This window comes from Brachybacterium sp. (genome assembly GCF_052095815.1).
GTDB lineage: Bacteria > Actinomycetota > Actinomycetes > Actinomycetales > Dermabacteraceae > Brachybacterium.
This window is the reverse complement of the sequence record NZ_JBQDLF010000010.1, coordinates 38,058-60,544: the sequence shown is the minus strand read 5'-3', so window position 1 is coordinate 60,544 and position 22,487 is coordinate 38,058. Positions and strand designations below refer to the sequence as shown.

At 69.3% G+C, this 22,487-nt stretch carries 18 protein-coding genes; 13 read left to right on the top strand and 5 right to left on the bottom strand.

Annotated features, from left to right (window positions below; translation table 11 throughout):
- Window positions 1-39: 39 nt before the first annotated feature.
- A complete protein-coding gene (locus ACTH43_RS06280) occupies window positions 40-1,410 on the top strand; it encodes an ABC transporter substrate-binding protein (protein WP_441444068.1) in 1,371 nt (456 codons plus the stop codon).
- Window positions 1,411-1,464: 54 nt separating this feature from the next.
- Here ACTH43_RS06280 and ACTH43_RS06275 read toward each other — a convergent pair whose 3' ends face one another.
- The gene (locus ACTH43_RS06275) at window positions 1,465-1,926 is read right to left on the bottom strand and encodes a hotdog fold thioesterase (protein ID WP_441444067.1); all 462 of its coding nucleotides are present in this window, start codon (window positions 1,924-1,926) and stop codon (window positions 1,465-1,467) included.
- Between the two features lie 64 nt (window positions 1,927-1,990).
- Here ACTH43_RS06275 and polA point away from each other — a divergent pair, with 64 nt between their 5' ends.
- From polA to aroD, 7 genes are all read left to right on the top strand, one after another.
- Window positions 1,991-4,708, top strand: a complete 2,718-nt coding sequence (gene polA / locus ACTH43_RS06270; RefSeq protein ID WP_441444066.1) for a DNA polymerase I — start codon at window positions 1,991-1,993, stop codon at window positions 4,706-4,708.
- 283 nt (window positions 4,709-4,991) lie between these two features.
- On the top strand, window positions 4,992-6,488 hold the full coding sequence (gene rpsA, locus ACTH43_RS06265) for a 30S ribosomal protein S1 (RefSeq protein ID WP_441444065.1): 1,497 nt from the start codon (window positions 4,992-4,994) through the stop codon (window positions 6,486-6,488).
- A gap of 121 nt (window positions 6,489-6,609) precedes the next feature.
- On the top strand, window positions 6,610-7,440 hold the full coding sequence (locus ACTH43_RS06260; protein ID WP_441444064.1) for an HAD-IIA family hydrolase: 831 nt from the start codon (window positions 6,610-6,612) through the stop codon (window positions 7,438-7,440).
- Between the two features lie 149 nt (window positions 7,441-7,589).
- Entirely contained in the window at window positions 7,590-8,846 is a 1,257-nt protein-coding gene (gene aroC / locus ACTH43_RS06255; protein ID WP_441444063.1) for a chorismate synthase, read from the top strand.
- Between the two features lie 29 nt (window positions 8,847-8,875).
- Window positions 8,876-9,385: a shikimate kinase gene (locus ACTH43_RS06250; protein ID WP_441444062.1), complete on the top strand. Its 510-nt coding sequence runs from the start codon at window positions 8,876-8,878 to the stop codon at window positions 9,383-9,385.
- Window positions 9,382-10,464, top strand: a complete 1,083-nt coding sequence (aroB, locus tag ACTH43_RS06245) for a 3-dehydroquinate synthase (RefSeq protein WP_441444061.1) — start codon at window positions 9,382-9,384, stop codon at window positions 10,462-10,464. Before ACTH43_RS06250 ends, aroB begins: the two co-directional genes overlap by 4 nt.
- An 8-nt stretch (window positions 10,465-10,472) precedes the next feature.
- Window positions 10,473-11,336 carry a type I 3-dehydroquinate dehydratase gene (gene aroD / locus ACTH43_RS06240; protein WP_441444060.1) on the top strand — a complete coding sequence of 288 codons (864 nt, stop codon included), beginning with the start codon at window positions 10,473-10,475 and terminating at the stop codon, window positions 11,334-11,336.
- Window positions 11,337-11,346: 10 nt separating this feature from the next.
- Here aroD and ACTH43_RS06235 read toward each other — a convergent pair whose 3' ends face one another.
- Window positions 11,347-12,252 (bottom strand): trimeric intracellular cation channel family protein, encoded by a 906-nt coding sequence (locus ACTH43_RS06235; RefSeq protein WP_441444059.1) that lies wholly within the window; start codon window positions 12,250-12,252, stop codon window positions 11,347-11,349.
- Between the two features lie 53 nt (window positions 12,253-12,305).
- Between ACTH43_RS06235 and coaE the strand changes: the two genes are divergently transcribed.
- A complete protein-coding gene (coaE, locus tag ACTH43_RS06230) occupies window positions 12,306-12,941 on the top strand; it encodes a dephospho-CoA kinase (protein ID WP_441444058.1) in 636 nt (211 codons plus the stop codon).
- 51 nt (window positions 12,942-12,992) lie between these two features.
- Entirely contained in the window at window positions 12,993-15,095 is a 2,103-nt protein-coding gene (gene uvrB, locus ACTH43_RS06225) for an excinuclease ABC subunit UvrB (protein WP_441444057.1), read from the top strand.
- Window positions 15,096-15,298: 203 nt separating this feature from the next.
- Here uvrB and ACTH43_RS06220 read toward each other — a convergent pair whose 3' ends face one another.
- Window positions 15,299-15,757, bottom strand: a complete 459-nt coding sequence (locus ACTH43_RS06220; protein WP_441444116.1) for a pyrimidine dimer DNA glycosylase/endonuclease V — start codon at window positions 15,755-15,757, stop codon at window positions 15,299-15,301.
- A 197-nt stretch (window positions 15,758-15,954) separates the two neighbouring features.
- Between ACTH43_RS06220 and ACTH43_RS06215 the strand changes: the two genes are divergently transcribed.
- Window positions 15,955-16,419 (top strand): hypothetical protein, encoded by a 465-nt coding sequence (locus ACTH43_RS06215; protein ID WP_441444056.1) that lies wholly within the window; start codon window positions 15,955-15,957, stop codon window positions 16,417-16,419.
- Between the two features lie 59 nt (window positions 16,420-16,478).
- Entirely contained in the window at window positions 16,479-17,072 is a 594-nt protein-coding gene (locus ACTH43_RS06210) for a hypothetical protein (RefSeq protein WP_441444055.1), read from the top strand.
- Between the two features lie 8 nt (window positions 17,073-17,080).
- Here the strand turns inward: ACTH43_RS06210 and ACTH43_RS06205 are convergent, their stop codons facing one another.
- Both ACTH43_RS06205 and ACTH43_RS06200 read right to left on the bottom strand, forming a co-directional pair.
- A complete protein-coding gene (locus tag ACTH43_RS06205) occupies window positions 17,081-18,832 on the bottom strand; it encodes a bifunctional 3'-5' exonuclease/DNA polymerase (RefSeq protein WP_441444054.1) in 1,752 nt (583 codons plus the stop codon).
- Window positions 18,833-18,855: 23 nt separating this feature from the next.
- Window positions 18,856-19,533, bottom strand: a complete 678-nt coding sequence (locus ACTH43_RS06200) for an MBL fold metallo-hydrolase (RefSeq protein WP_441444053.1) — start codon at window positions 19,531-19,533, stop codon at window positions 18,856-18,858.
- 72 nt (window positions 19,534-19,605) lie between these two features.
- Between ACTH43_RS06200 and uvrA the strand changes: the two genes are divergently transcribed.
- A complete protein-coding gene (gene uvrA / locus ACTH43_RS06195; protein WP_441444052.1) occupies window positions 19,606-22,482 on the top strand; it encodes an excinuclease ABC subunit UvrA in 2,877 nt (958 codons plus the stop codon).
- Window positions 22,483-22,487: the final 5 nt, after the last annotated feature.

The following is a 22,487-nucleotide window of genomic DNA, read 5'->3' as shown; positions in this document are numbered from 1 at the left end:
GCCGGGGTGGGCCGGGACGAGAAGGGGAGCAGCGGGGCTATGGCGATCTCACGACGTACGCTGGTGCGCGGGCTCGGAGCGGGGATGCTCGGTGCCGGCGCGCTGACGGCCTGCGGCGAAGGCGGGATGCGTCGAGGCCGCCGCCGTGCGACCACGCCCCCGCCTACCGCTGAAGCCCTCTCGGAGCCCGAGACGCCTCTGGTGATCGGCCAGATCGGTGCGAACTACGGCCGGATGGCGAAGTTCGAGGAAGCGATCGCGGTGTCGATCACCATGGCCAGGATCGACGTGAACGCGCGATGGGACGGGCTGTTCGGGTACGAGGTCGAGCTCTCCGACCGGTATGTGATGCAGGAGCCGGGGGAGGATCTCACCCCGGTCATCCAGGGCATGGCCGATTCTGGTGTGACCTGTGTGATCACCTCGATCGATGAGGAGTCGCTGATCGCGGCGATGCCGGCCCTGGTCGAGGCGGGGATTGCGGTGATCGATGTGTTCACCTCCGGACGCGATCTGCGCCAGCCCGAGGTGCAGACGGCGAACCTGCTGGTGCGGCTCTCTCCCTCGGACCTCACGATGGCGCTGCAGTATGCGGATATCGCGCTGGGCAGCACGGCGGAGAAGGCCGGGCCGCAGGGGACGATCGCCTATCTCTCGGAGGACACCCTGCAGGGCCGGAGCCTGCTCTACGAGCTCGAGCAGGAACTCGTCCCACGCAACGGGAGCGTGGTCTCCCAGCAGTTCTACGAGGTCGGGAACTTCGGTGACATCGCGGCCCGGGTGAAGGCGGTGATGGACGCTCCGCCTGCTCTGCTGATCTTCAACGGCGGTGCAGAGGCGGCGCCCTTCCTGTCGGCGCTCTACTCGGCGACCCTAGATCCCGGCCAGCGCCCCAAGGTCGAGTTCCCCAAGCGCCTCGCGCCGGCGGCGACGGTCGACTTCTCGCGGGAGCAGGTGGCGGAGGACCTCGTGCCCGAATGCCTCACCTCGGCGACCAGCTATGAACCCGGCGCAGAGATCACGAAGGAGCACCAGAATATGATGCTCAACCTCAATGCCGACTTCCTGCGCACCGGATACGCCTATTCGCAGCAGGGATACGACGCGTTCACGATGGCCTGCCTGGCAGCTCAGCATGCGCTCTCGGTCGAGGGGACCGCGCTCGCGGGGGCGATCCCGGCGATCTTGACCGGCTCGGAGGCCTGCACCGACTACGGCATGTGCCGGCAGGTGATGAGGACGGGCCTGGAGGCGGAGGAGACTGCGACGGTCGCGTACTCCGGGAGGATGGGGAAGTTCGAGCTGGGGCCTGAGTTCGACGCCCGGCTCGGAGAGCTCCGTGAGTACACTTGGTCAGAGGCCAATGTGCTGGAGCCCGGCACAGCGAAGAACTTCGAGGCGCCCGAGTAGGACGGGCGGGAGCGTGACGCGTCGCATGCCGGCCGGTCAGATCGGTGGGAGGCGTCAGCGTGGTGCGAGCAGCTGGGTGGAGACGGTGATCGTGCTCAGCAGCGTGCCCTGCTCGTCGTGCACCTCCACCAGATAGCTGGCCACCTGGCGCCCGAGGTGGAGGGCCCGGCAGGTTCCCATCACGTTGCCCTGCTTCGCCGAGCGATGGTGCAGAGCGGAGACGGAGGTCCCCACCGCCTGCGCCCCCTCGCCGTGGACCTCACGGGCCCGCAGGATCGCCGAGAAGGACGCGATGGTCTCCGCCAGTGCGATCGTCGCACCGCCGTGCAGCAGCCCGGCCGGCTGCAGGTTGCCCGTCACCGGCATGCTGATCGTCCCGCCCGAGGCATCCAGCGTCAGCAGCTCCATCCCGCACCGCTCCACCAGCGTGCCGCGCAGGAGCGGGGCGAAGTGCGCCCGCAGCTCTGGGCTGAGTGGTGGCGCGGCGGTGTGATCAGGGCGGTTGCTGTCGGTCATGGAAAGAGCGTGCCACAGCCCGGCGGGGGAGCGGGTGTCGGCACGACATGGGAGACTGCTCCCCATGAATGCGAGTGACACCGACGACCAGCGCATCCTCCTCATCGACGGGCATGCCATGGCGTTCCGCGCCTTCTTCGCCCTGCCGGCGGAGGGCTTCAGCGACGGCCGAGGCCAGGCCACCAATGCCGTGTACGGGTTCACCCGCATGATCATCAACGTGGTCGCCTCCGAGCGGCCGACGCACCTGGCGGTGGCGTTCGATCTGCCCGGCGGCACTTTCCGCGACCGCATCTATGACCAGTACAAGGGCGGTCGGGACGAGACCCCCGCCGCCTTCCATGGTCAGATCGCTCTGATCCAGCAGGTCCTGGACGCATTGGGAGTGCGCTGGCTCACCTACGAGGACTATGAGGCGGACGACATCATCGCCACCCTCGCCACGCGCGCCGAGGCGGCGGGCGACGAAGCCCTGATCGTCACGAGCGACCGCGATGCGATCCAGCTGGTCGGCGAGAAGGTCACGCTGCTCCAGCCGATCAAGGGCGTCACCGAGATGCGTCGGATGACCCCGGCGGGCGTGGTGGAGAGGTACGGCATTCCCCCGGAGCGCTACCCGGATCTCGCGGCGCTGGTGGGGGAGGCGGCGGACAATCTCCCCGGCGTCCCGGGCGTCGGCCCGAAGACCGCCGCGAAGTGGATCCTCCAGTACGGCGACCTGCCCGGGGTGATCGCCCATGCCGGTGAGATCAAGGGCAAGGCCGGCCAGTCTCTGCGCGACCATCTGGAGGCTGTCGAGCGGAACCGCTTGATGAACGCCGCCTTCACCACCCTGGATCTGCCCGAGGACCCCGCGTACTACGCCCTCGGAGGCGGGGACCGCGCCCGCGTGCTCGAGGTGTTCGACGACCTCGCCTTCGGTGACACCATCCGCCGTGACCTGCCCGCCTCGCTGCTCGGAGAGTCGGTCTCGGTCGCAGCGGCAGAGGAGGAGCAGCAGGTCTCGGAGGTCCTCATGATCGAGGACGTCGCGGGGCTGCAGGAGCTGCTGGACACCGGCGGCGACATCCTCGCCCTCGATGTGGTCGAAGACGTCCGCGGCGGCGCGTTGCTGGGCCTGGCCACACCGGATGCGCGCGGCGCTGTGCAGCTGGAGCGGTTGGACTCGGAGGCCTCCTCCCTGCTCGCCTCCGCCCTTGATCGCGCCACGGAGATTCTGGTCGCCGACGCTCCTGCGGTCCGCTCGTGGCTGGGTGAGCGCGGCTACCGTCCCCAGGCACAGCTGCACGATCTCTCCCTGGCATCCTTCGTGCTGCGTCCCGGCGCCCGCACCTATGACGCGGAAGCGCTCGGCACCGAGTTCGCAGGCGTGAGCTTCGAGCCGCGTCCGCGCAAGCCCGCCCCCTCGACTCTCGCCAAGGAGGCCCCGGAGGTCCGCGCCGAGCACGTCGCCCGCGCGGCGGCCCGCCTCGCGGGAGCCGCTGCCGCGCTCCACCCGGCGGCTGAGGTGCTCGGGGAGAACCTGGCGCAGGAACCCTGGGCGCTGCGCATCCTCGATGAGCTCGAGCGCCCCCTGCAGGCGGTGCTGGAGACCATGCATGAGCGTGGGATCGCTCTCGACGGCCCGGCGGTGGCCACCTTGCGCCAGGAGTTCGAGGGCTTCGTCGCCCAGGCCAAGCGCGAAGCCGGCGAGATCGTGGGGGAGGAGGTCAACCTCGCCTCTCCCAAGCAGCTGCAGGTGGTGCTGTTCGAGACGCTCTCCCTGCCCACCACGCGGAAGATCTCCTCGGGTCACTCGACCGATGCTGAATCTCTGACCGATCTCTCCGAGACCCTGGATCCGGACTCCGCAGGGCATCGCTTCCTCTCCTGGCTGCTGCGCTTCCGCGAGATGAGCAAGCTGACCGGCTACCTGGTGGGCCTGGACAAGGCGGTGGACAGCAGCTCCCGGGTGCACACCACCTTCCAGCAGACCGCCGCGGCGACCGGGCGTCTCGCCTCCACCGAGCCGAATCTGCAGAACATCCCGGTGCGCACCTCCGAAGGGCAGCGGATCCGCGACGTCTTCGTCGCCGGGGACGGCTTCGAGACCCTGCTGACCGCGGACTATTCACAGATCGAGATGCGCATCATGGCGCACCTCTCCGAGGACGAGGGCCTGATCGAGGCGTTCAACTCCGGGGAGGACCTGCACAACTTCGTCGCCTCACGGGTGTTCGGGGTGAGTCCCGATGCGGTGGATCCGGCGATGCGCTCGAAGACGAAGGCGGTCAGCTACGGCTTGGCCTACGGGCTCTCCGCCTTCGGCCTGTCCCGCCAGCTGCGGGTCTCCCGCGCAGAGGCGACGGCTCTGCGCGACGGATACTTCGAACGGTTCGGCGGTGTGCGCGATTACCTCCAGCAGAGTGTCGAGACGGCTCGGACCACCGGCTACACCGAGACCATCCTCGGACGCCGCCGCTATCTCCCCGACCTCACCTCGGACAATCGCCAGCGTCGCGAGAACGCCGAGCGCGTGGCCCTGAACTCGCCGATCCAGGGCAGCGCCGCAGACATCATCAAGCTCGCCATGCTCGCCGTCGAGCGCCGGATGCGTGAGGCCGAGCTCTCCTCCCGGATGCTGCTCCAGGTCCATGACGAGCTGGTGGTCGAGGTCGCTCCCGGCGAGCTCGACAGGGTCCGGGAGATCGTCGAGGACGGCATGGACTCGGCGTATGAGCTGTCGGTGCCGCTCGAGGTCGGGATCGGCATCGGCCGCACCTGGCGCGAGGCAGCACACTGAGGAATCAGGACCTGACCGGCAACTGCGAAAGCAGCGGCGAGAGGCGCGGCGGGAGAAGCGGGGAGAGGAGCAGGACGGAACTCACATCCGCCACTCGCGTTCCGGACCGTCCTGCCCTCGCGGTTCATCGTCCGGGCTGTTAGGCTTTCGAAGGTCTGTGGCCGAGCCGTCACCGTCGTGTTCACCACGTCGAGCACGGCACGGGCACCGACAGGTCCTCTCCGGAGGGCTTGCACGTCCATCGACCCTACTCATTTCCTGTCCCGACGGAGTCCTTACCTACATGACCGACACCACGACCCCCCAGATCGCCATCAACGACATCGGCGGCGCCGACGAACTCATGGCAGCCATCGATGCGACCATCAAGTACTTCAACGATGGCGACATCGTCGAAGGCACTGTGGTGAAGGTCGATCACGACGAGGTCCTCCTGGACATCGGCTACAAGACCGAGGGCGTCATCCCCTCGCGCGAGCTGTCCATCAAGCACGACGTCGACCCCGGTGAGGTCGTCGAGGTCGGAGACGAGATCGAGGCCCTGGTTCTCCAGAAGGAGGACAAGGAAGGCCGTCTGATCCTGTCCAAGAAGCGCGCCCAGTACGAGCGCGCCTGGGGCACGATCGAGCAGATCAAGGAAGACGAGGGCGTCGTCACCGGCCGCGTCATCGAGGTCGTCAAGGGCGGCCTCATCGTCGACATCGGCCTGCGCGGCTTCCTCCCCGCCTCCCTCGTCGAGATGCGTCGCGTCCGCGACCTGCAGCCCTACGTCGGCCAGGAGATCGAGGCGAAGATCATCGAGCTCGACAAGAACCGCAACAACGTGGTCCTGTCACGCCGTGCCTACCTCGAGGAGACCCAGTCCGCGGTCCGCTCGGACTTCCTCCAGACCCTCCAGAAGGGCCAGGTCCGCGAGGGCGCTGTGTCCTCCATCGTCAACTTCGGCGCCTTCGTCGATCTCGGTGGCGTCGACGGCCTGGTGCACGTCTCCGAGCTGTCCTGGAAGCACATCGACCACCCCTCCGAGGTTGTCGAGGTCGGCCAGAAGGTCTCCGTCGAGGTGCTCGACGTGGACATGGACCGCGAGCGCGTCTCCCTGTCGCTGAAGGCGACCCAGGAGGACCCGTGGCAGCTCTTCGCCCGCACCCACGCCATCGGCGAGGTCGTCCCGGGCAAGGTCACCAAGCTGGTTCCCTTCGGTGCGTTCGTGCGCGTCGAGGACGGCATCGAGGGCCTCGTGCACATCTCCGAGCTGGCTCAGCGCCACGTGGATCTGCCCGAGCAGGTCGTCACCGTCGACCAGGACGTTTTCGTCAAGGTCATCGACATCGACCTCGAGCGTCGCCGCATCTCGCTGTCGCTCAAGCAGGCGAACGAGGGCGTCGACCCCGAGGGCGACGACTCGACCTTCGATCCGGCGCTCTACGGCATGGCTGCGGAGTACGACGCCAACGGCGAGTACAAGTACCCCGAGGGCTTCGACCCGGAGACCAACGAGTGGCTCGAGGGCTACGACGCCCAGCGCGAGGTGTGGGAAGGCCAGTACGCGGCCGCCTACGAGCGCTGGACCGCTCACAAGGCGCAGGTCGTCGAGGCAATCAAGGCTGACGAGGAGTCCGCGAACGCTCCGGCGGCCGCCTCCACCTCGTCCTCCTCCTCCTCCACGGAGTCCGCGGCCCCCGCGTCGCAGTCCTCCTACCAGTCGAGCTCCTCGGACGAGGGCACCCTCGCCTCCGACGAGGCCCTGGCCGCCCTGCGCGCCAAGCTCACCGGCAACTGATCCGTTGCTGATCGGCTGATCAGCGATCGACATCGACGACGGGCGTCACCTTCGGGTGGCGCCCGTCGTCGCGTCTCGGGCCACGTCGCGCCCGGTGGCGGTGGTACGGCAGACTGGTGCCATGACCACCGCGCTCGATGACCACCCGATCCACTCCTGGCTCACCGACATGGACGGCGTGCTCGTCCACGAGGATGCCGCACTGCCCGGGGCAGCTGACTTCATCGCTGCGCTGCAGCAGTACGGCCGCCCGTTCCTGGTGCTGACCAACAACTCGATCTTCACCCCGCGGGATCTGCGGGCGCGGCTCTCTCGCAGCGGCATCGACATCCCTGAAGCCGCGATCTGGACCAGCGCCCTGGCCACCGCTCGCTTCCTCGCGGAGCAGCAGCCGGGCGCGGCCGCCTATGTGATCGGCGAAGCGGGCCTGACCAGCGCCATGCACGAGGAGGGGTTCATCCTCGCCGACTCCGATGTCGACTTCGTGGTGCTGGGGGAGACCCGCACCTACTCCTTCGAGGCGATCACCCGCGCGATCCGCCTGATCGCGCGAGGGGCGAAGTTCATCGCCACCAATCCGGACGTCACCGGACCCAGCGCTGAGGGGCCGCTGCCGGCCACCGGCTCGGTCGCGGCGATGATCACCGCCGCCACCGGGATCCAGCCGTACTACGTCGGCAAGCCCAACCCGCTGATGATGCGCACCGCTCTGAACCGGATCGGCGCCCATTCGGAGACCTCGATCATGATCGGGGACCGGATGGACACGGATGTGAAGTCCGGTCTCGAGGCCGGGATGCGCTCGTTGCTGGTGCTCTCGGGATCGACGCAGGCGGACGAGATCATCCGGTATCCGTACCGGCCCACTGCGGTGCTCGACGGCATCGCGGACGTGGTTCCACTGGTCGGAAGGCTCACCCCGATGGAGTCCGTGGAGCTGGGCGAGGACTGAACGCACCGCACCGGCACGGACGGGATGGGCCAGGGCCGATGTGAGCAGAGAGCGGCCGGGGCCGGTGCGTCGCGGGTCATTCCTCGCCTGCGCTCCCACCGCACGGACATGGACCCTTCGTGCCAGCGCGTCATGACAGAATGAACGCCATGTTGCGCTGGTTCACCGCCGGGGAATCCCACGGCCCCTCCCTGATCTCCCTGCTCGACGGCGTCCCCGCCGGTATCGAGCTGACCAGTGACGACCTGAAGGACGCGCTCGCGCGTCGTCGGCTCGGACACGGCCGTGGCAGCCGCCAGAAGTTCGAACAGGATGTGCTCACCATCCACGGCGGGCTGCGTCACGGACTGACCCTCGGCTCCCCGCTCGCGATCGAGGTCGCGAACTCGGAGTGGCCGAAGTGGGAGAAGGTCATGAGCGCCGACCCGGTGGCCCGTGAGGACCTCCTGGTCGATGCCGGCACCGGGGACGAGCGCGAGATCGCGCGCAACCGTCCGCTCTCGCGGCCGCGCCCCGGGCACGCCGATCTCTCCGGGATGCTGAAGTACGGCTTCGATGAGGCCCGCCCGATCCTCGAACGTGCCAGCGCACGCGAGACCGCTGCCCGAGTGGTGGCGGGTCGCGTCGCCGCCGCGCTGCTCGAACAGGCTGCCGGGATCCGGCTGGTGTCCCACACCCTGCAGGTGGGGAGCGTGCGAGTCCCCGATGAGGCGCCGCTGCCCACCCCGGACGATCTCGCTGCTCTGGACGCCGATCCGCTGCGCTGCTTCGATCGCGGTTCGTCCGCGGCGATGATCGCGGAGGTCGACGCGGCCAAGGCCGACGGTGACACCCTCGGCGGCGTGGTCGAGGTGCTGGCCTACGGAGTGCCCGTCGGCCTCGGCTCCCACACGCAGTGGGATCGCCGCCTCGACGGCCGGCTGGCCCAGGCGATGATGTCCATCCAGGCGATGAAGGGCGTGGAGATCGGTGACGGGTTCGCCACCGCCGGTCGGCGCGGCTCCGAGGCGCATGACGAGATCCTCGCCACCGGCGATTCCGACTCCGGCGCATCGAGGACGTTCCCCCGCGTGACCAACCGCGCCGGCGGTCTCGAGGGTGGCATGAGCAACGGCCAGGTGATCCGCGTGCGCGGCGCTCTGAAGCCGATCTCCACCGTTCCCCGTGCACTGCGCACGGTCGACGTCTCCACCGGCGAGCAGACCACCGCGAACCATCAGCGCTCCGACACCTGCGCGGTGGCGCCCGCCGCAGTGATCGCCGAGGCGATGGTGGCGCTCGCCCTGGCGGACGCGCTGCTCGAGAAGACCGGTGGTGACTCCGTCGCCGAGATCCGCGCCCACCTGGAGGGGACGAACGCTCTGCAGTCGGCACTGACTGACCGCCGACCGGGCCCCGCCTCGTGACGGGCCCGCTCGTCATCCTCATCGGTCCGATGGCAGCGGGCAAGACCAGCGTGGGTCGCGCTCTCGCCTCCCGGCTGGGTGTCGACTTCGCCGATCTGGACGCGCTGATCGTCGAGGCCGCGGGCCGCAGCATCCCCACACTCTTCGCGGAGGAGGGCGAGCCCGCCTTCCGCGAGCTCGAGTCCCGGACCCTCGCCCGCGCGCTCACCGAATGCGACGGGGTGCTCTCCCTGGGCGGCGGCGCCCCCGTGCATCCGGCCTCTGCTGAGCTGCTGCGGGGCCGGCCGGTCGTGCTGCTCGAGGTCGAGGAGCACATCGCGGCCCGGCGCCTCTCCTACGGCGCGGGCCGACCGATGCTCGCGGGCAAAGACCCCATGGTGCGCTGGCGAGAGCTCGCTGAGGAGCGCGGCGGCAACTATCGCGATGTGGCGGCGCACCGCATCGATTCCGGTCACGGCAGCCCTGCGCGCGTGGCCCGCACGATCATCCGCACCCTGCAGCTTCCCCTGCCGACCGACCCTGAGAAGGAGACCGCATGAGCACCACCGTCATCCCGGTGACCACCCCGACCGGCGGCTATGACGTGCACGTCGGCCGCGGCCTGCTGGCCGAGCTGCCCGCTGTGCTGCCCGAGCGTGCGCGCAGGGTCGTGATCATCCACCAGCCGAGCCTGCGCGAGGTGGCGGAGCAGGTCCGATCGATCGTCGCCGAGACCGGACGAAAGGCCTTCGCCGCCGAGGTTCCCGATGCTGAGGAGGCCAAGACGGCGCAGGTCGCCGGGTTCCTCTGGGGCGTGTGCGGACAGGCGGAGATCGGCCGGGGAGACCTGGTGATCGGCCTGGGCGGAGGCGCCGCCACCGATCTGGCGGGCTTCGTCGCCGCGACCTGGCTGCGGGGCATCGACGTGCTCCAGGTCCCCACCACGGTGTCCGCGATGGTGGATGCCGCCGTGGGAGGCAAGACCGGCATCAACACCTCCGAGGGCAAGAACCTGGTCGGTGCCTTCCACCCGCCGATCGCAGTGCTCGCCGACCTCGATGTGCTCGCCGCTCTCGCAGCCAACGACGTCGCGGCCGGCCTCGCGGAGACGGTGAAGGCCGGATTCATCGCGGACGAGCGGATCCTGGAGATCGTCGAGGCAGATCCGGCGGCGGTCCTCGATGTGTCCAGCGATGCGTTCCGCGAGGTGATCGAGCGTGCCATCCGGGTCAAGGCGCGAGTCGTCTCCGCGGATCTGCGGGAGTCCGGTGAACGCGAGATCCTCAACTACGGGCATACGCTCGCCCATGCGATCGAGCGCAATGAGCGCTACCTGTGGCGCCATGGAGCCGCGGTGAGCGTGGGGATGATGTTCGTGGCCGAGCTCTCCCACCTCGCCGGGAAGCTGTCCGAAGCCGATGTGGATCGTCACCGCACGATCCTCACCTCGCTGGGGTTGCCCACCACCTATCGCGACCGCCAGTGGCCGAAGCTCGAGGACGCCATGAAGCGGGACAAGAAGACCCGTGCCGGGCTGCTGCGCTTCGTGGTGCTCGACCGGATCGGGGTGGTCTCCCGGATCGAGGGACCCGACCCGGCCCTGCTGCTGTCCGCCTACGCCGCCATCACCGAGGAGTGAGGACCGAGATGAACCACGAGACCACGCCCGAGAGTGAGAGCTCCAGCCCCGACAGCGTCACCGCGCCGGGGACCGACGTGCGTCGCCGCACCGCCACGGTGCGCGGCATCGAGCTGGGCCGCGCACGGCCGGAGATCATCGTGCCCCTGGTCGAGCCCGACGAGGAGACGCTGCTGGAACAGGCCGCGGCTGCCGTGGGCACCCGGGCCCGGATCGTGGAATGGCGCCTGGACCGCTTCCGGCCGGACCTCGAGGACGTCTCGGACCATCGCGATGCGGTGCTGGCCGCTCTGCCCCGCCTGCGGGGACAGCTGGGGCCGGACAAGGCGCTGCTGGTCACCTTCCGCACCGCAGCTGAGGGCGGAGCCAGGGCACTTTCGGACCGTGACCTGGGAATCCTGCTCGAGAGCCTGATCGGCGGCCGCCGCGCGGGCACCCAGGCCGCGGTCGACCTGGTGGACATCGAGACCTCACGCGATCCGGGGACCGTCTCCCGGGTGATCTCCGCCGCGCACCGTCACGGCACCGTGGTCGTCGGCTCGTTCCACGACATGGACTCGACCCCGTCGGAGGAGACGCTGGTGGAGATCCTGCGCTCCCAGCGCCGGCTCGGGGCCGACGTCCCGAAGATCGCCGTCACCCCGCGCAGCCCGCGGGACGTCCTCACTCTGCTCTCGGCGAGCCTCACCGTTGCCGAGGACCTCTCGGGCCCGCACATCGCGATCAGCATGGGACCGCTGGGTGCGAGCAGCCGCGTCGCGGCCGAGACCTTCGGCAGCGCCGCGACGTTCGCGACCGTCGGCGCCGGCTCGGCCCCCGGGCAGCTCGCCGCGGAGGATGTCTCCCGGATGCTCGAGCTGCTGCGTCCCTGAGCAGAGCTCCTCAGAGTCGTTCCGGGCCCTCGGGGCCGTCGTCGTCGCGTGCGCGGCGCTCGTGCTCGGCCGTCCCCGGCAGCTCCTCGACGTCGGCGTGGGGGAAGATGCGGTCCTCGTAGCCGCCGGCGTCGAGGTCGTCCGCGAAGGAGTCCTCGGCCAGATCATCGGTGCCTGCATCGACCACCGGGATCGTCCCGGTCTCGTGCGCGACACGCTCCCGCTCGCTCTTGCGCGTTCGACGCACCAGCTGCTTGAGCTGGGACGCGGACATCGTCACCTGCCATTCGCTGTGGCCGGGCAGCGTCCAGCGGCGCCAGGCGGCGACCCCGGCGAGCAGGGACCCGATCGTCACCGCCACCAGCACCGTCCCCGAGGGCAGGCCGAGCGCGAAGACGCCCCAGGTCAGCACCGCGGTGACCAGGGCTCCAGTGGCATACAGCGGACCGCCGCCGAAGATCGCCGGGATCCGTCCCACCAGCACGTCGCGGATCACCCCGCCGCCCACGGCGCTCGTGACGCCCAGCAGGATCGCGGGCAGCACGTCCAGACCGTAGGCGAGCGACTTCGCGGTGCCGGTCGCCGCCCACAGCCCCATCGCGGCGATGTCCAGCACCGTCACTGTGCGCCGCCACCAGGGTCCGTCGGTGGAGATGAAGAAGGAGAAGCCCGCCCCTGCCAGGGCGCAGGTCAGATACCAGGGGCCCGAGAAGGCGGCCGGGACGCCGAGATCGAGGATCAGGTCGCGCACGATGCCGCCGCCGAGCCCGGCGGCAATTCCGATAATCGCGAAGCCCACCGCATCGAAGTTCAGCCGGGAGGCCAGCGCCCCGGCGGCAACGCCCATCACGAAGACCCCCACCAGATCCAGGATGCGCAGGAAGTCGTTGGTCACGAGCAGCTCGAGAGGGTCCACAGGTTCGACGGTAGTACGCGCCGGGCAGGAGCGGCGGACCGTACGATCTGGTCATGACCACGCTCACCACCCCGCTGCGCCTGGGGCTCACCGGCGGCATCGGCTCCGGCAAGTCGACTGTCGCCGCGATCTGGGGCGAGGCCGGCCACCGGGTGATCGACCTCGATGCCCACTCCCGCGCCGTGCTGGACGTGCCCGGCGACGGCGTGGAGGAGGCGATCGCCCGTTTCGGCGAGGAGTTCCGCACCGAGAGCGGCACGATCGACCGGGCGGCGATGGCGCGCCTGGTGTTCGCCGACGCCGCCGCCCGGGTAGATCTCGAGCACATCGTGCTATCCCGGGTCGATGAGGCGGTGGCCCGGGAGGAGCAGGAGGCGGCCCGGGCGGGGGAGCGGCTCGTCATCCACGACAGCCCTCTTCTGCTCGAGATGCACCACGACGCGGACTACCGCTCGGTCGTCGTGGTGCTCGCCCGGCGCGAGGACCGCATCTCCCGGGTGATGCGTGACCGCGGGAAGGATCGCGCCTATGTCGAGGCGATCATGACCGCGCAGGTCACCGACCTCGAACGGATCCGTCGCGCCGATCGTCTGGTGCTGAACACCGCGGAGCGGGAGACCCTCTCGGTCCGCGCCCTGCACGCCCTGCAGACGGTCCTCGCCGAGCTCGAGGATTCCGCCCTGCGCTGACGCCGCCGGGCGGGCATGTCGTCCGTCGGCCCTGAGTCGTAGGCTCGGGGAATGCGTCCCGTCACCGATCTGGTCCGCTCCGAGCATCCCTTCGAAGTCGTCTCCGAGTACACGCCCTCGGGTGATCAGCCGACCGCGATCGCCGACCTCACCCGCCGCATCAACGATGGCGAGCAGGATGTGGTGCTGCTGGGCGCGACCGGCACCGGCAAGTCCGCGACCACGGCCTGGCTGATCGAGCAGGTGCAGCGGCCCACCCTGATCATGGCGCACAACAAGACCCTCGCCGCCCAGCTCGCGAGCGAGTTCCGTGAGCTGCTCCCGCACAACGCGGTGGAGTACTTCGTCTCGTACTACGACTACTACCAGCCCGAGGCGTACGTCCCCCAGTCGGACACCTACATCGAGAAGGACTCCTCGATCAACGCCGAGGTGGAGCGGCTGCGCCACAGCGCCACCAACTCCCTGCTCACCCGGCGCGACGTGGTCGTGGTCTCCTCCGTCTCCTGCATCTACGGCCTGGGCACCCCGCAGGAGTATGTGGACCGGATGGTGCAGCTGAAGGTCGGTCAGGAGCTGGACCGGGACGAGCTGCTGACCCGCTTCGTGGACATGCAGTACGACCGCAACGACATCGCCTTCGAGCGCGGGACCTTCCGGGTGCGCGGCGACACCGTGGAGATCATTCCGATGTACGAGGAGCTCGCGATCCGCATCGAGTTCTTCGGGGACGAGATCGACGCGATCTATACCCTGCATCCGATGACGGGAGAGGTGATCCGCCAGGAGGACCACATCCACATCTTCCCCGCCTCCCACTACGTCGCCGGACCTGAACGGCTCTCCCGTGCGATCGGCACCATCGAGATCGAGCTCGCCGAACGGCTCGAGGAGCTCGAGCATCAGAACAAGCTGCTCGAGGCGCAGCGGCTGCGCATGCGCACCACCCACGACCTCGAGATGCTGCGCCAGATGGGCTCCACCAACGGGGTGGAGAACTACTCCCGCCACCTCGACGGCCGTGCGCCCGGCACGGCCCCGAACACCCTCATGGACTACTTCCCCGAGGACTTCCTGCTGGTGATCGACGAGTCCCATGTGACCGTCCCGCAGATCGGCGCGATGTACGAGGGGGACCGCTCCCGCAAGCGCACCCTGGTCGACTTCGGCTTCCGCCTGCCCTCGGCGCTCGATAACCGGCCGCTCACCTTCTCCGAGTTCACCAAGCGCACCGGTCAGACGGTCTACCTCTCCGCCACTCCCGCCGCCTATGAGCTCGGGAAGTCCGACGGCGTGGTCGAGCAGATCATCCGGCCGACGGGCCTGGTCGACCCGGAGGTGATCGTCAAGCCCGTCAAGGGCCAGATCGACGACCTGCGCGAGGAGATCGAGAAGCGGGTCCAGCGCGATGAGCGGGTGCTGGTCACCACGCTCACCAAGCGCATGGCGGAGGATCTCACCGACTTCTTGCTGGAGAACGGCGTGCGGGTGCAGTACCTGCACTCGGACGTCGACACCCTGCGCCGGATCGAGCTGCTGCGCTCCCTGCGGCTGGGGGAGTACGACGTGCTGGTGGGCATCAACCTGCTGCGCGAGGGCCTGGACCTGCCCGAGGTGTCGCTGGTCGCGATCCTCGACGCGGACAAGGAGGGCTTCCTGCGCTCCCGCACCTCACTCATCCAGACGATCGGCCGCGCCGCCCGCAACGTCTCCGGCCAGGTGCATATGTACGCGGACCGGATCACCGACTCGATGGAGTCCGCGATCGAAGAGACCAACCGGCGCCGCGAGAAGCAGGTCGCCTACAACCTCGAGCACGGCATCGACCCCACCCCGCTGCGCAAGCGCATCGCGGATGTCACGGACATGCTCGCCCGCGAGGACATCGACACCGACACCCTGATGTCCACCGACTACCGCTCCGGCAAGGAGCGAGTGGCCCGGGATCGCGCCCGGGCCAACGCCGTCGACGCGGTCAAGGGACGCAGCGTGGACCTCGGCGATGATCCGGTGGGCGCGCTGACCGGCATGATCGATGAGATGACCGCCCAGATGCACCAGGCGGCGGAGAACCTCCAGTTCGAGGTCGCGGGCCGGCTGCGGGATGAGGTGCAGGAGCTCAAGAAGGAGCTGCGGGCGGTGCAGCGCTCCTGAGAGACGCGGTGCGTGCCATACCGGAGAGATCCTTCCGAAACGGTGGCTGATGGGTGCCGCTATCCCACACTGAGCGTCCTATCGGAAGGATGCTTCCGAAGTGCGCAGAGGAGGGGCTCTCGTCTGGTTGCGGCACGGCAGATCTCACCAGATCCGAAGAGTGCTTCTGATGTACAGCCGAGGTGCCTCGAGCGACCCCGCAGTCAACGCTCGCGACGTTCGGGCTCACGCTCCCATGACTCGACAAGTCCTGGAATGACCTCGAACAGCGGATGCACCTCGGGCTGATGGAGCTGACGTTCCTGCTCCCACAACACAGGGCTTCGGCGCTCGAGCTTCGCGAGCAGATGCGTCCACTCGAGCGCGAGCTGGCCGTCCGTCACCGGAATAGGAGCTGGTTGCACGCCCGCTCCCGGCGGGAGATCGATGCGCGTGAGATCGAAGCGGTAGCCCCGCTCGGTCGCTTCCTGCGCGACGGCTGCGAGATAGGCGCCGACGGCGGCGACCGGCTCGGAATGCGCCCGGAACCGCTCCAGCTGCGGGTGCGCGCGGTAGCCCCGTGTCCGTCCAGCGAGCACCGCTTGGGCCAGCAACGATTCCCGCCAGCAGCCGGTGAGGCCCTGGCGATCGAGGTGGCGGGGGTGCAGTGACCACAGACGCATGCACCCATCGTCTCGCATGGATGGTGCGCCTGCGCCTGACCCGTCGAAGGTCATCCACCGCGCCGACGATCGTCGGCGGCGGAAGGCGGTGTCCGCCGGTAGCGTCGTGACCACGTCGACGGCGCGAGTCGACGGCGCGGCCTGCCCTCCCGCACCGAGCACGTCGCGCCACCTTCACGTGATCGAGGAGAATGCCCATGTCCAAGCCCCCAGGTTCTCGGATCCTGACCCACGCCGTCAGCACCGCCGTGACGATCGGCGTCGGAATGATCCCGCTGCACCGCTTGCCACGCCCGGTGCAGACCGGCTACATCGTGGTCCCCGCCGCCGCCACATCGGCCATCATGCTGCTCGCGTTCCAGCACTATGCATCCCGCTCATCCTTGGCCCGACGTGCGGACAGGATCACTGACGAGCCGTCTCGCGGGTCGAGCATGTCGACCGTCTCCCAGTGCGCCCTGTCCCTGGCCTTCGGCGGCGTGGTGGCCGGAGCCGGGGCAGCGAGCATCTGCCTGGACCGCGGGATCGAGAACCTGCTGCGCCGACGGGGTGTGCCCGCTCCCCGCGTGATGATGGGGCTCGCCTCCGGGGCACTGATGCTGGGAGTGAATGCGCTCGGGGACCGCGTGCCCTCGAGCCCGGAGGACGAGAACGCCAGCTGACGATCCGACCGGAGCTCTGACGAGAGCGCATAGGGCCCGGCCCGCGTAGGCTCGACGCCATGCGCGGCGAACAGATCGGCGACCTCGAACAGCACCTTCTGGCCCTCGACGACACCGGCTTCGGGAACACCGAGGGCACCTCCGGGCGCACCCTGCAGCCCTTCAGCATCGCTGCGGCCGAGGGCGCGAGGCAGCTGCTCCGTAAAGCGCTGCTCGCGCTGGCCGACGGTGACGAGGGACGTGCCGCGCGACTCATCGGCCGCGCCGCGCGCCTTCCCCACGACGACCACGAGGATGCGGATCCCGGATATCTCGCCGCACACATGATGCTGTTCGATCTCGTCACCACCGAGATGGAGGAGTCGGTGACCGAGGATGGCAAGGACGATCTCGGCTGGCTTGAAGGCGCCATCGACGTGCTCCGCACCACCGCAGGGCCCGGGCGCTCAGATCTGCGCGACACGCTCCAGGTGATCAGCACCGACTACGAGATCACCGCAACGGAGATGTCCATGATCCGGCCCCTGCTCACCGAGTACACCGAGGGTGACTCGCCCTGGGGGCGGCGGGAACCGGCCGAGGTCCTCGAGCGTCGGATCCGCGCGATCCTGCAGACCTGCCTCGACTACCTCGAAGCTCTCGACGCGCACTGAGCACGAGCTCACTTCTCCGCCGAACGCTCGCTGATCGTCAGGTCCAGCGGGAAATCGATCGGACTGCCGGGGAACAGCAACCTGCCGGCGGCATTCGCGGATTCCCGGATCGCTTCGGCGGCGGCCTCCGCCTGCTCGGCCGGGGCGTGCACGATCACCTCGTCGTGCAGGAAGAACGCCAGGTGCGCCCTTCGTGCGAACACCGGGCCGGAGGGCGCGGCCGCCTGGGACTCCGCCACCTCCGGGAGCGCCGCGAGCTGGAGCCGCAGCGCCGCCATCCAGGACAGCGCCCACTCTGCGGCGGTGCCCTGGACAACGAAGTTCCGGGTGAACCGGCCGCGGTCCCGGGCGGAGCGCCGCGCCGCCTCCTGCTGACCGACCCCCGCATCGACCTGGTTCGCGGCGCGCTGCGCCTGCGACCAGGCCTCCTCAGGTGCGGGGGAGGAGCGTCCCAGCCAGGTGGTGACCGTCCCGCCGCGCTCTCCGGTCGCGGCCGCGCCGTCGACCAGCGCCATCGCGTCAGGGAAGTTCCGCCGCAGCCGCGGCACCACCCTTCCGCTGTCCCCGGTGGTGCCCCCGTAGAGCGCTCCGAGCACGCCGATCTTCGCCTCCTGCCGCGTGGTGACAATCCCGGCGTCCACGATCCCGGAGTAAAGATCCTTGCCGGCCCCCGCAGCGATCATCGCCCGATCCCCGGACATCGCGGCGAGCACCCGCGGCTCCAGCTGGGCGACATCCGCGCTCACCAGACGCCAGCCCGGATCGGCGCGGAGCGCCGGGCGCAGCTGGCGCGGGATCTGCAGGGCACCACCGCCGCTGGAGGCCCAGCGCCCGGTGACCACCCCGCCGGGCACATAGACGGGGCGATATCGACCCTCATGCACCCATTCATCGAGCCAGGTCCAGCCGTTGGCGGTGAGCAGGCGGGACATCTTCTTGTACCGCAGCAGCGGCTCGATGGCCGGGTGCTCATGCTGCTGCAGCTCCCACTGCGAGGTGGAGGGCACATCGATCCCAGCCCGGTGCAAGGCCCGCAGCAGCTTCGGCGGGGAGTCCAGCGGCACCAGCGGGTCACCGAGAGCGGCCCGCACCTCGGCCCCGGTCTGCACCATCTGCGCTGGCGGCGTGCCGGGGGAGGGGCGTGGCCCGAGGGCGGCGGTGAGGATCCGGTCGTGATGGGCCACGTCCCAGGGAATCCCAGCGGCCTGCAGCTCGGCGGCGATCAGCGCCCCGGCCGACTCCGCGGCGATCAGCAGACGCAGCCGTGCCGGATCGCTCGCGGTGTCGATCGCGGTGCGCTGACGGACGAACTCGGCCAGCGTCTCCTCCGCGTCGGAGGGGACGCCGCCGGAGCGCGGAGAGGCGACATCGAGCTCGAAAAGGGTGGCGCCCTGAGCCTTCACCGGCTCGTGGGGGTCCAGCGGCGTGTCCCAGCCCGTCGCAGCGCGCAGCGCCTGCGCGAATTGGACGAGCTCCGAGTGACAGAGGATCCGGTGGATCAGCCGCAGGTCATGACATCGCTCGAGGGTCACCCCAGCGGCGAGCAGTCGTGGATACCAGGCTGCCGCGTCGCTCCAGACCCAGCGCGGGGCATGCTCCGCCTCGTACCGGGTGACCAGCGCAGTCAGCCCGTCGGCCGCCACCTCCTCCACCCCGAGCGGCCTGCCTTGCCCATCGAGTGCCACGAGCCGTGTGCGCCCGCCAGCGCCGCGACCGAGGACGCACCACGTGGGCGGGACGGCAGGCAGGGAAGAGGGCACAGACGCCGGTGACGAGGGAGGGGTCACCAGCCCCGCTCACGCCAGGCCGGCAGCGAGGGGCGCTCGGCGCCGAGCGTGGTGTCATCCCCGTGGCCCGGGTACACCCACGTCTCGTCCCCGAGTCGGTCGAAGATCCGCTCCTCGACGTCGTCCATGAGCTGCGCGAAGCGCTGCGGATCCTGCTCCGTGTTGCCCACCCCGCCCGGGAACAGAGAATCTCCGGTGAAGAGGTGATCGCCCTCATCCCCGGCGCGCAGCAGCACCGCGACCGAGCCCGGGGTGTGGCCCCGCAGGTGGATGATCTCGACCTGCTGCTGCCCGAATCGGAGCACGTCACCGTGGGCGAGGGGGAGGTCGATCCGTTCCGTGATCTCCTTGGCATCCGCCTCCCCGGCGGCCGTGCGGGCACCGGTGGCGCCCATCATCTCCGCGAGCGCCCCCACATGGTCGTGATGGCTGTGCGTGGTCACGATGAGGTCCAGCACGTTGTGCTCCCCACCGGCGGCGACCATGCGGCGCAGCGCGTCGGGATCCGCAGCGGCGTCGATCAGCAGCTGAGCTCCCGAGGCCCGACAGGTCAGCAGGTAGGCGTTGTTGTTCATCGGGCCCACGGAGAGCTTGCGGATCTGCAGGTGGCGGAGGTCGCGCACCATCGGCTCGCCTCCGGGTTCAACGTGTCCGGTGTACTCGTGATCGCTCATGGGCCCAGTATGTCGTCCACCTCTCCTCCGAACAACTGTTCGAAGGTGGGTGTTCGCCTCTAGAATGGTCCGGTGACTGAATCTCTGGTCGTCCGTGGTGCGCGCGAGCACAACCTCAAGAACATCGACATCGACATCCCCCGCAACAAGCTGGTGGTGTTCTCCGGCCTGTCCGGGTCGGGCAAGAGCTCCCTGGCCTTCGACACCATCTTCGCCGAGGGACAGCGCCGCTACGTGGAGTCGCTCTCCGCTTATGCCCGGCAGTTCCTGGGTCAGATGGACAAGCCGTCCGTCGACCTCATCGAGGGGCTGTCCCCTGCGGTGTCGATCGATCAGAAGTCGACCAACCGCAACCCCCGCTCGACGGTCGGCACCATCACCGAGATCTACGACTACCTGCGTCTGCTGTTCTCCCGCACCGGCGAGCAGCACTGCCCCGTCTGCGGTGAGAAGGTCAGCTCCTCCTCCGCGGAGCAGATCGTGGACATCCTCCTCGGCGAGGAGCCCGGCACCCGGTTCCAGCTGCTGGCCCCCGTGGTCCAGGGCCGCAAGGGCGAGCACGTGGACCTCCTCAGCTCGCTGCGCTCCCAGGGTTTCGCCCGCGCCCGCATCGACGGGGAGAACCGCCGGCTCGACGAGGAGATCACCCTCGACAAGAAGTTCAAGCACACCATCGAGGTGGTGGTGGACCGCCTCGCCGCGAAGCCGGACTCCCGCCGCCGCCTCACCGACTCCGTCGAGACCGCGCTGCGGCTCGCCGAGGGGATCCTGTCCGTCGACTTCGTGGACCTGGACGAGAAGGATCCGGACCGGATCCGCCGCTTCTCCGAGAAGCGCGCCTGCCCCAACGACCACCCGCTCGCGATCGACGACATCGAGCCGCGCACCTTCTCGTTCAACGCGCCCTACGGCGCCTGCCCCGAGTGCACCGGGCTCGGCCAGCGGCTCGAGGTCGACCCCGAGCTCGTGATCCCGGATGAGGACCTCACCCTCGCCGAGGGCGCGATCGCGCCCTGGACGATGGGCTCCACCGACCGTCACCTCGAGGTGATGGCCGGCCTCGCCGAGGAGCTGAGCTTCTCGATGGACACCCCCTGGCGTGCCCTGCCCGAGCGGGCGCAGGAAGCGCTGCTGCACGGCAAGGACCACAAGGTCCACGTGAAGTACCGCAACCGCTTCGGCCGCGAGCGCACCTATTCGACCGGCTTCGAGGGTGTGATGCACTTCCTCGAGCGGCGCCACTCCGACACCGAGTCGAACTGGGCCAAGGACCGCTACGAGCAGTTCATGCGCGAGGTCCCGTGCCCGGCCTGCAAGGGTGCCCGGCTGCGACCCGAGGTGCTCGCCGTGACCGTCGGCGGGCGCTCCATCGCCGAGGTCACCGAGATGTCGATCCGTGAGGCGCACGCCTTCCATGACAGCCTCGAGCTCGGGGTGCGGGAGGCGCAGATCGCCGACGAGGTGCTGCGCGAGATCCGCTCCCGGCTCGGCTTCCTGCTCGACGTGGGCCTGGACTATCTCTCCCTCGCCCGTGCCGCCGGCACCCTCTCCGGCGGTGAGGCCCAGCGCATCCGCCTGGCCACCCAGATCGGTTCCGGCCTGGTGGGCGTGCTGTATGTGCTCGACGAGCCGTCGATCGGCCTGCACCAGCGCGACAACGAGCGGCTCATCGTCACCCTCGAGCGGCTGCGCGATCTGGGCAACACCCTGATCGTGGTCGAGCATGACGAGGACACCCTCAACGCCGCGGACTGGGTGGTGGACATCGGCCCGCTGGCCGGCGAGCACGGCGGCGAGGTCGTCTACTCCGGCCTGGTGGAAGGGCTCAAGCAGCACGAGACCAGCCTCACCGGCCGGTACCTCTCCGGAGCGCTCGAGATCCCGCTGCCGGAGTCCCGCCGAGAGATCGACAAGGAGCGGATGCTCAAGGTCGTCGCCCCACGCGCCAATAACCTCGTCGGGCAGGACGTCTCCTTCCCCCTCGGCGTGCTCACCGCCGTCACCGGCGTCTCCGGCTCCGGAAAGTCGTCACTGGTCAACGACATCCTCTACGCGGTGCTCGCCAAGGAGCTGAACCGCGCCCGGATCGTCCCCGGCCGCCACAAGCGGGTCGCCGGCCTCGAGCACCTCGACAAGGTCGTGCACGTGGACCAGTCGCCGATCGGCCGCACCCCGCGCTCGAACCCCGCCACCTACACCGGGGTCTGGGACCGGGTGCGCACCCTGTTCGCCCAGACCAACGAGGCGAAGATCCGCGGGTACACCGCCGGGCGCTTCTCCTTCAACGTCAAGGGAGGCCGTTGCGAGGCCTGCTCCGGCGATGGCACGTTGAAGATCGAGATGAACTTCCTGCCGGACGTCTACGTCCAGTGCGAGGTCTGCAAGGGCCAGCGCTACAACCGCGAGACCCTCGAGGTGAAGTTCAAGGACAAGAACGTCGCCGAGGTGCTGGGCATGTCCATCGCCGAGTCGCTCGAGTTCTTCGACGCGGTCCCCGCGATCCGCCGCCAGATGCAGACCCTCGTCGACGTGGGCCTGGGCTACGTCAAGCTCGGCCAGTCCGCGACCACCCTCTCGGGCGGCGAGGCGCAGCGGGTGAAGCTCTCCTCCGAGCTGCACAAACGCTCCAACGGACGCACCATCTACGTGCTGGACGAACCCACCACGGGCCTGCACTTCGAGGACGTCCGCAAGCTCCTCGAGGTGCTGAACGGCCTGGTCGACAAGGGCAACTCGGTGATCGTCATCGAGCACAACCTCGACGTCATCAAGACCGCCGACCACGTCATCGACCTCGGCCCCGAGGGCGGTTCGGGCGGCGGCCGCATCGTCGCCACCGGCACCCCCGAGCAGGTGGCGGAGACCCCGGGCTCCTACACCGGGCACTTCCTCGCCCCGATGCTCGCCACGGGACGAGCAGGCCGCACCCCGAGAAGCACCGAGCGCTGAGCACA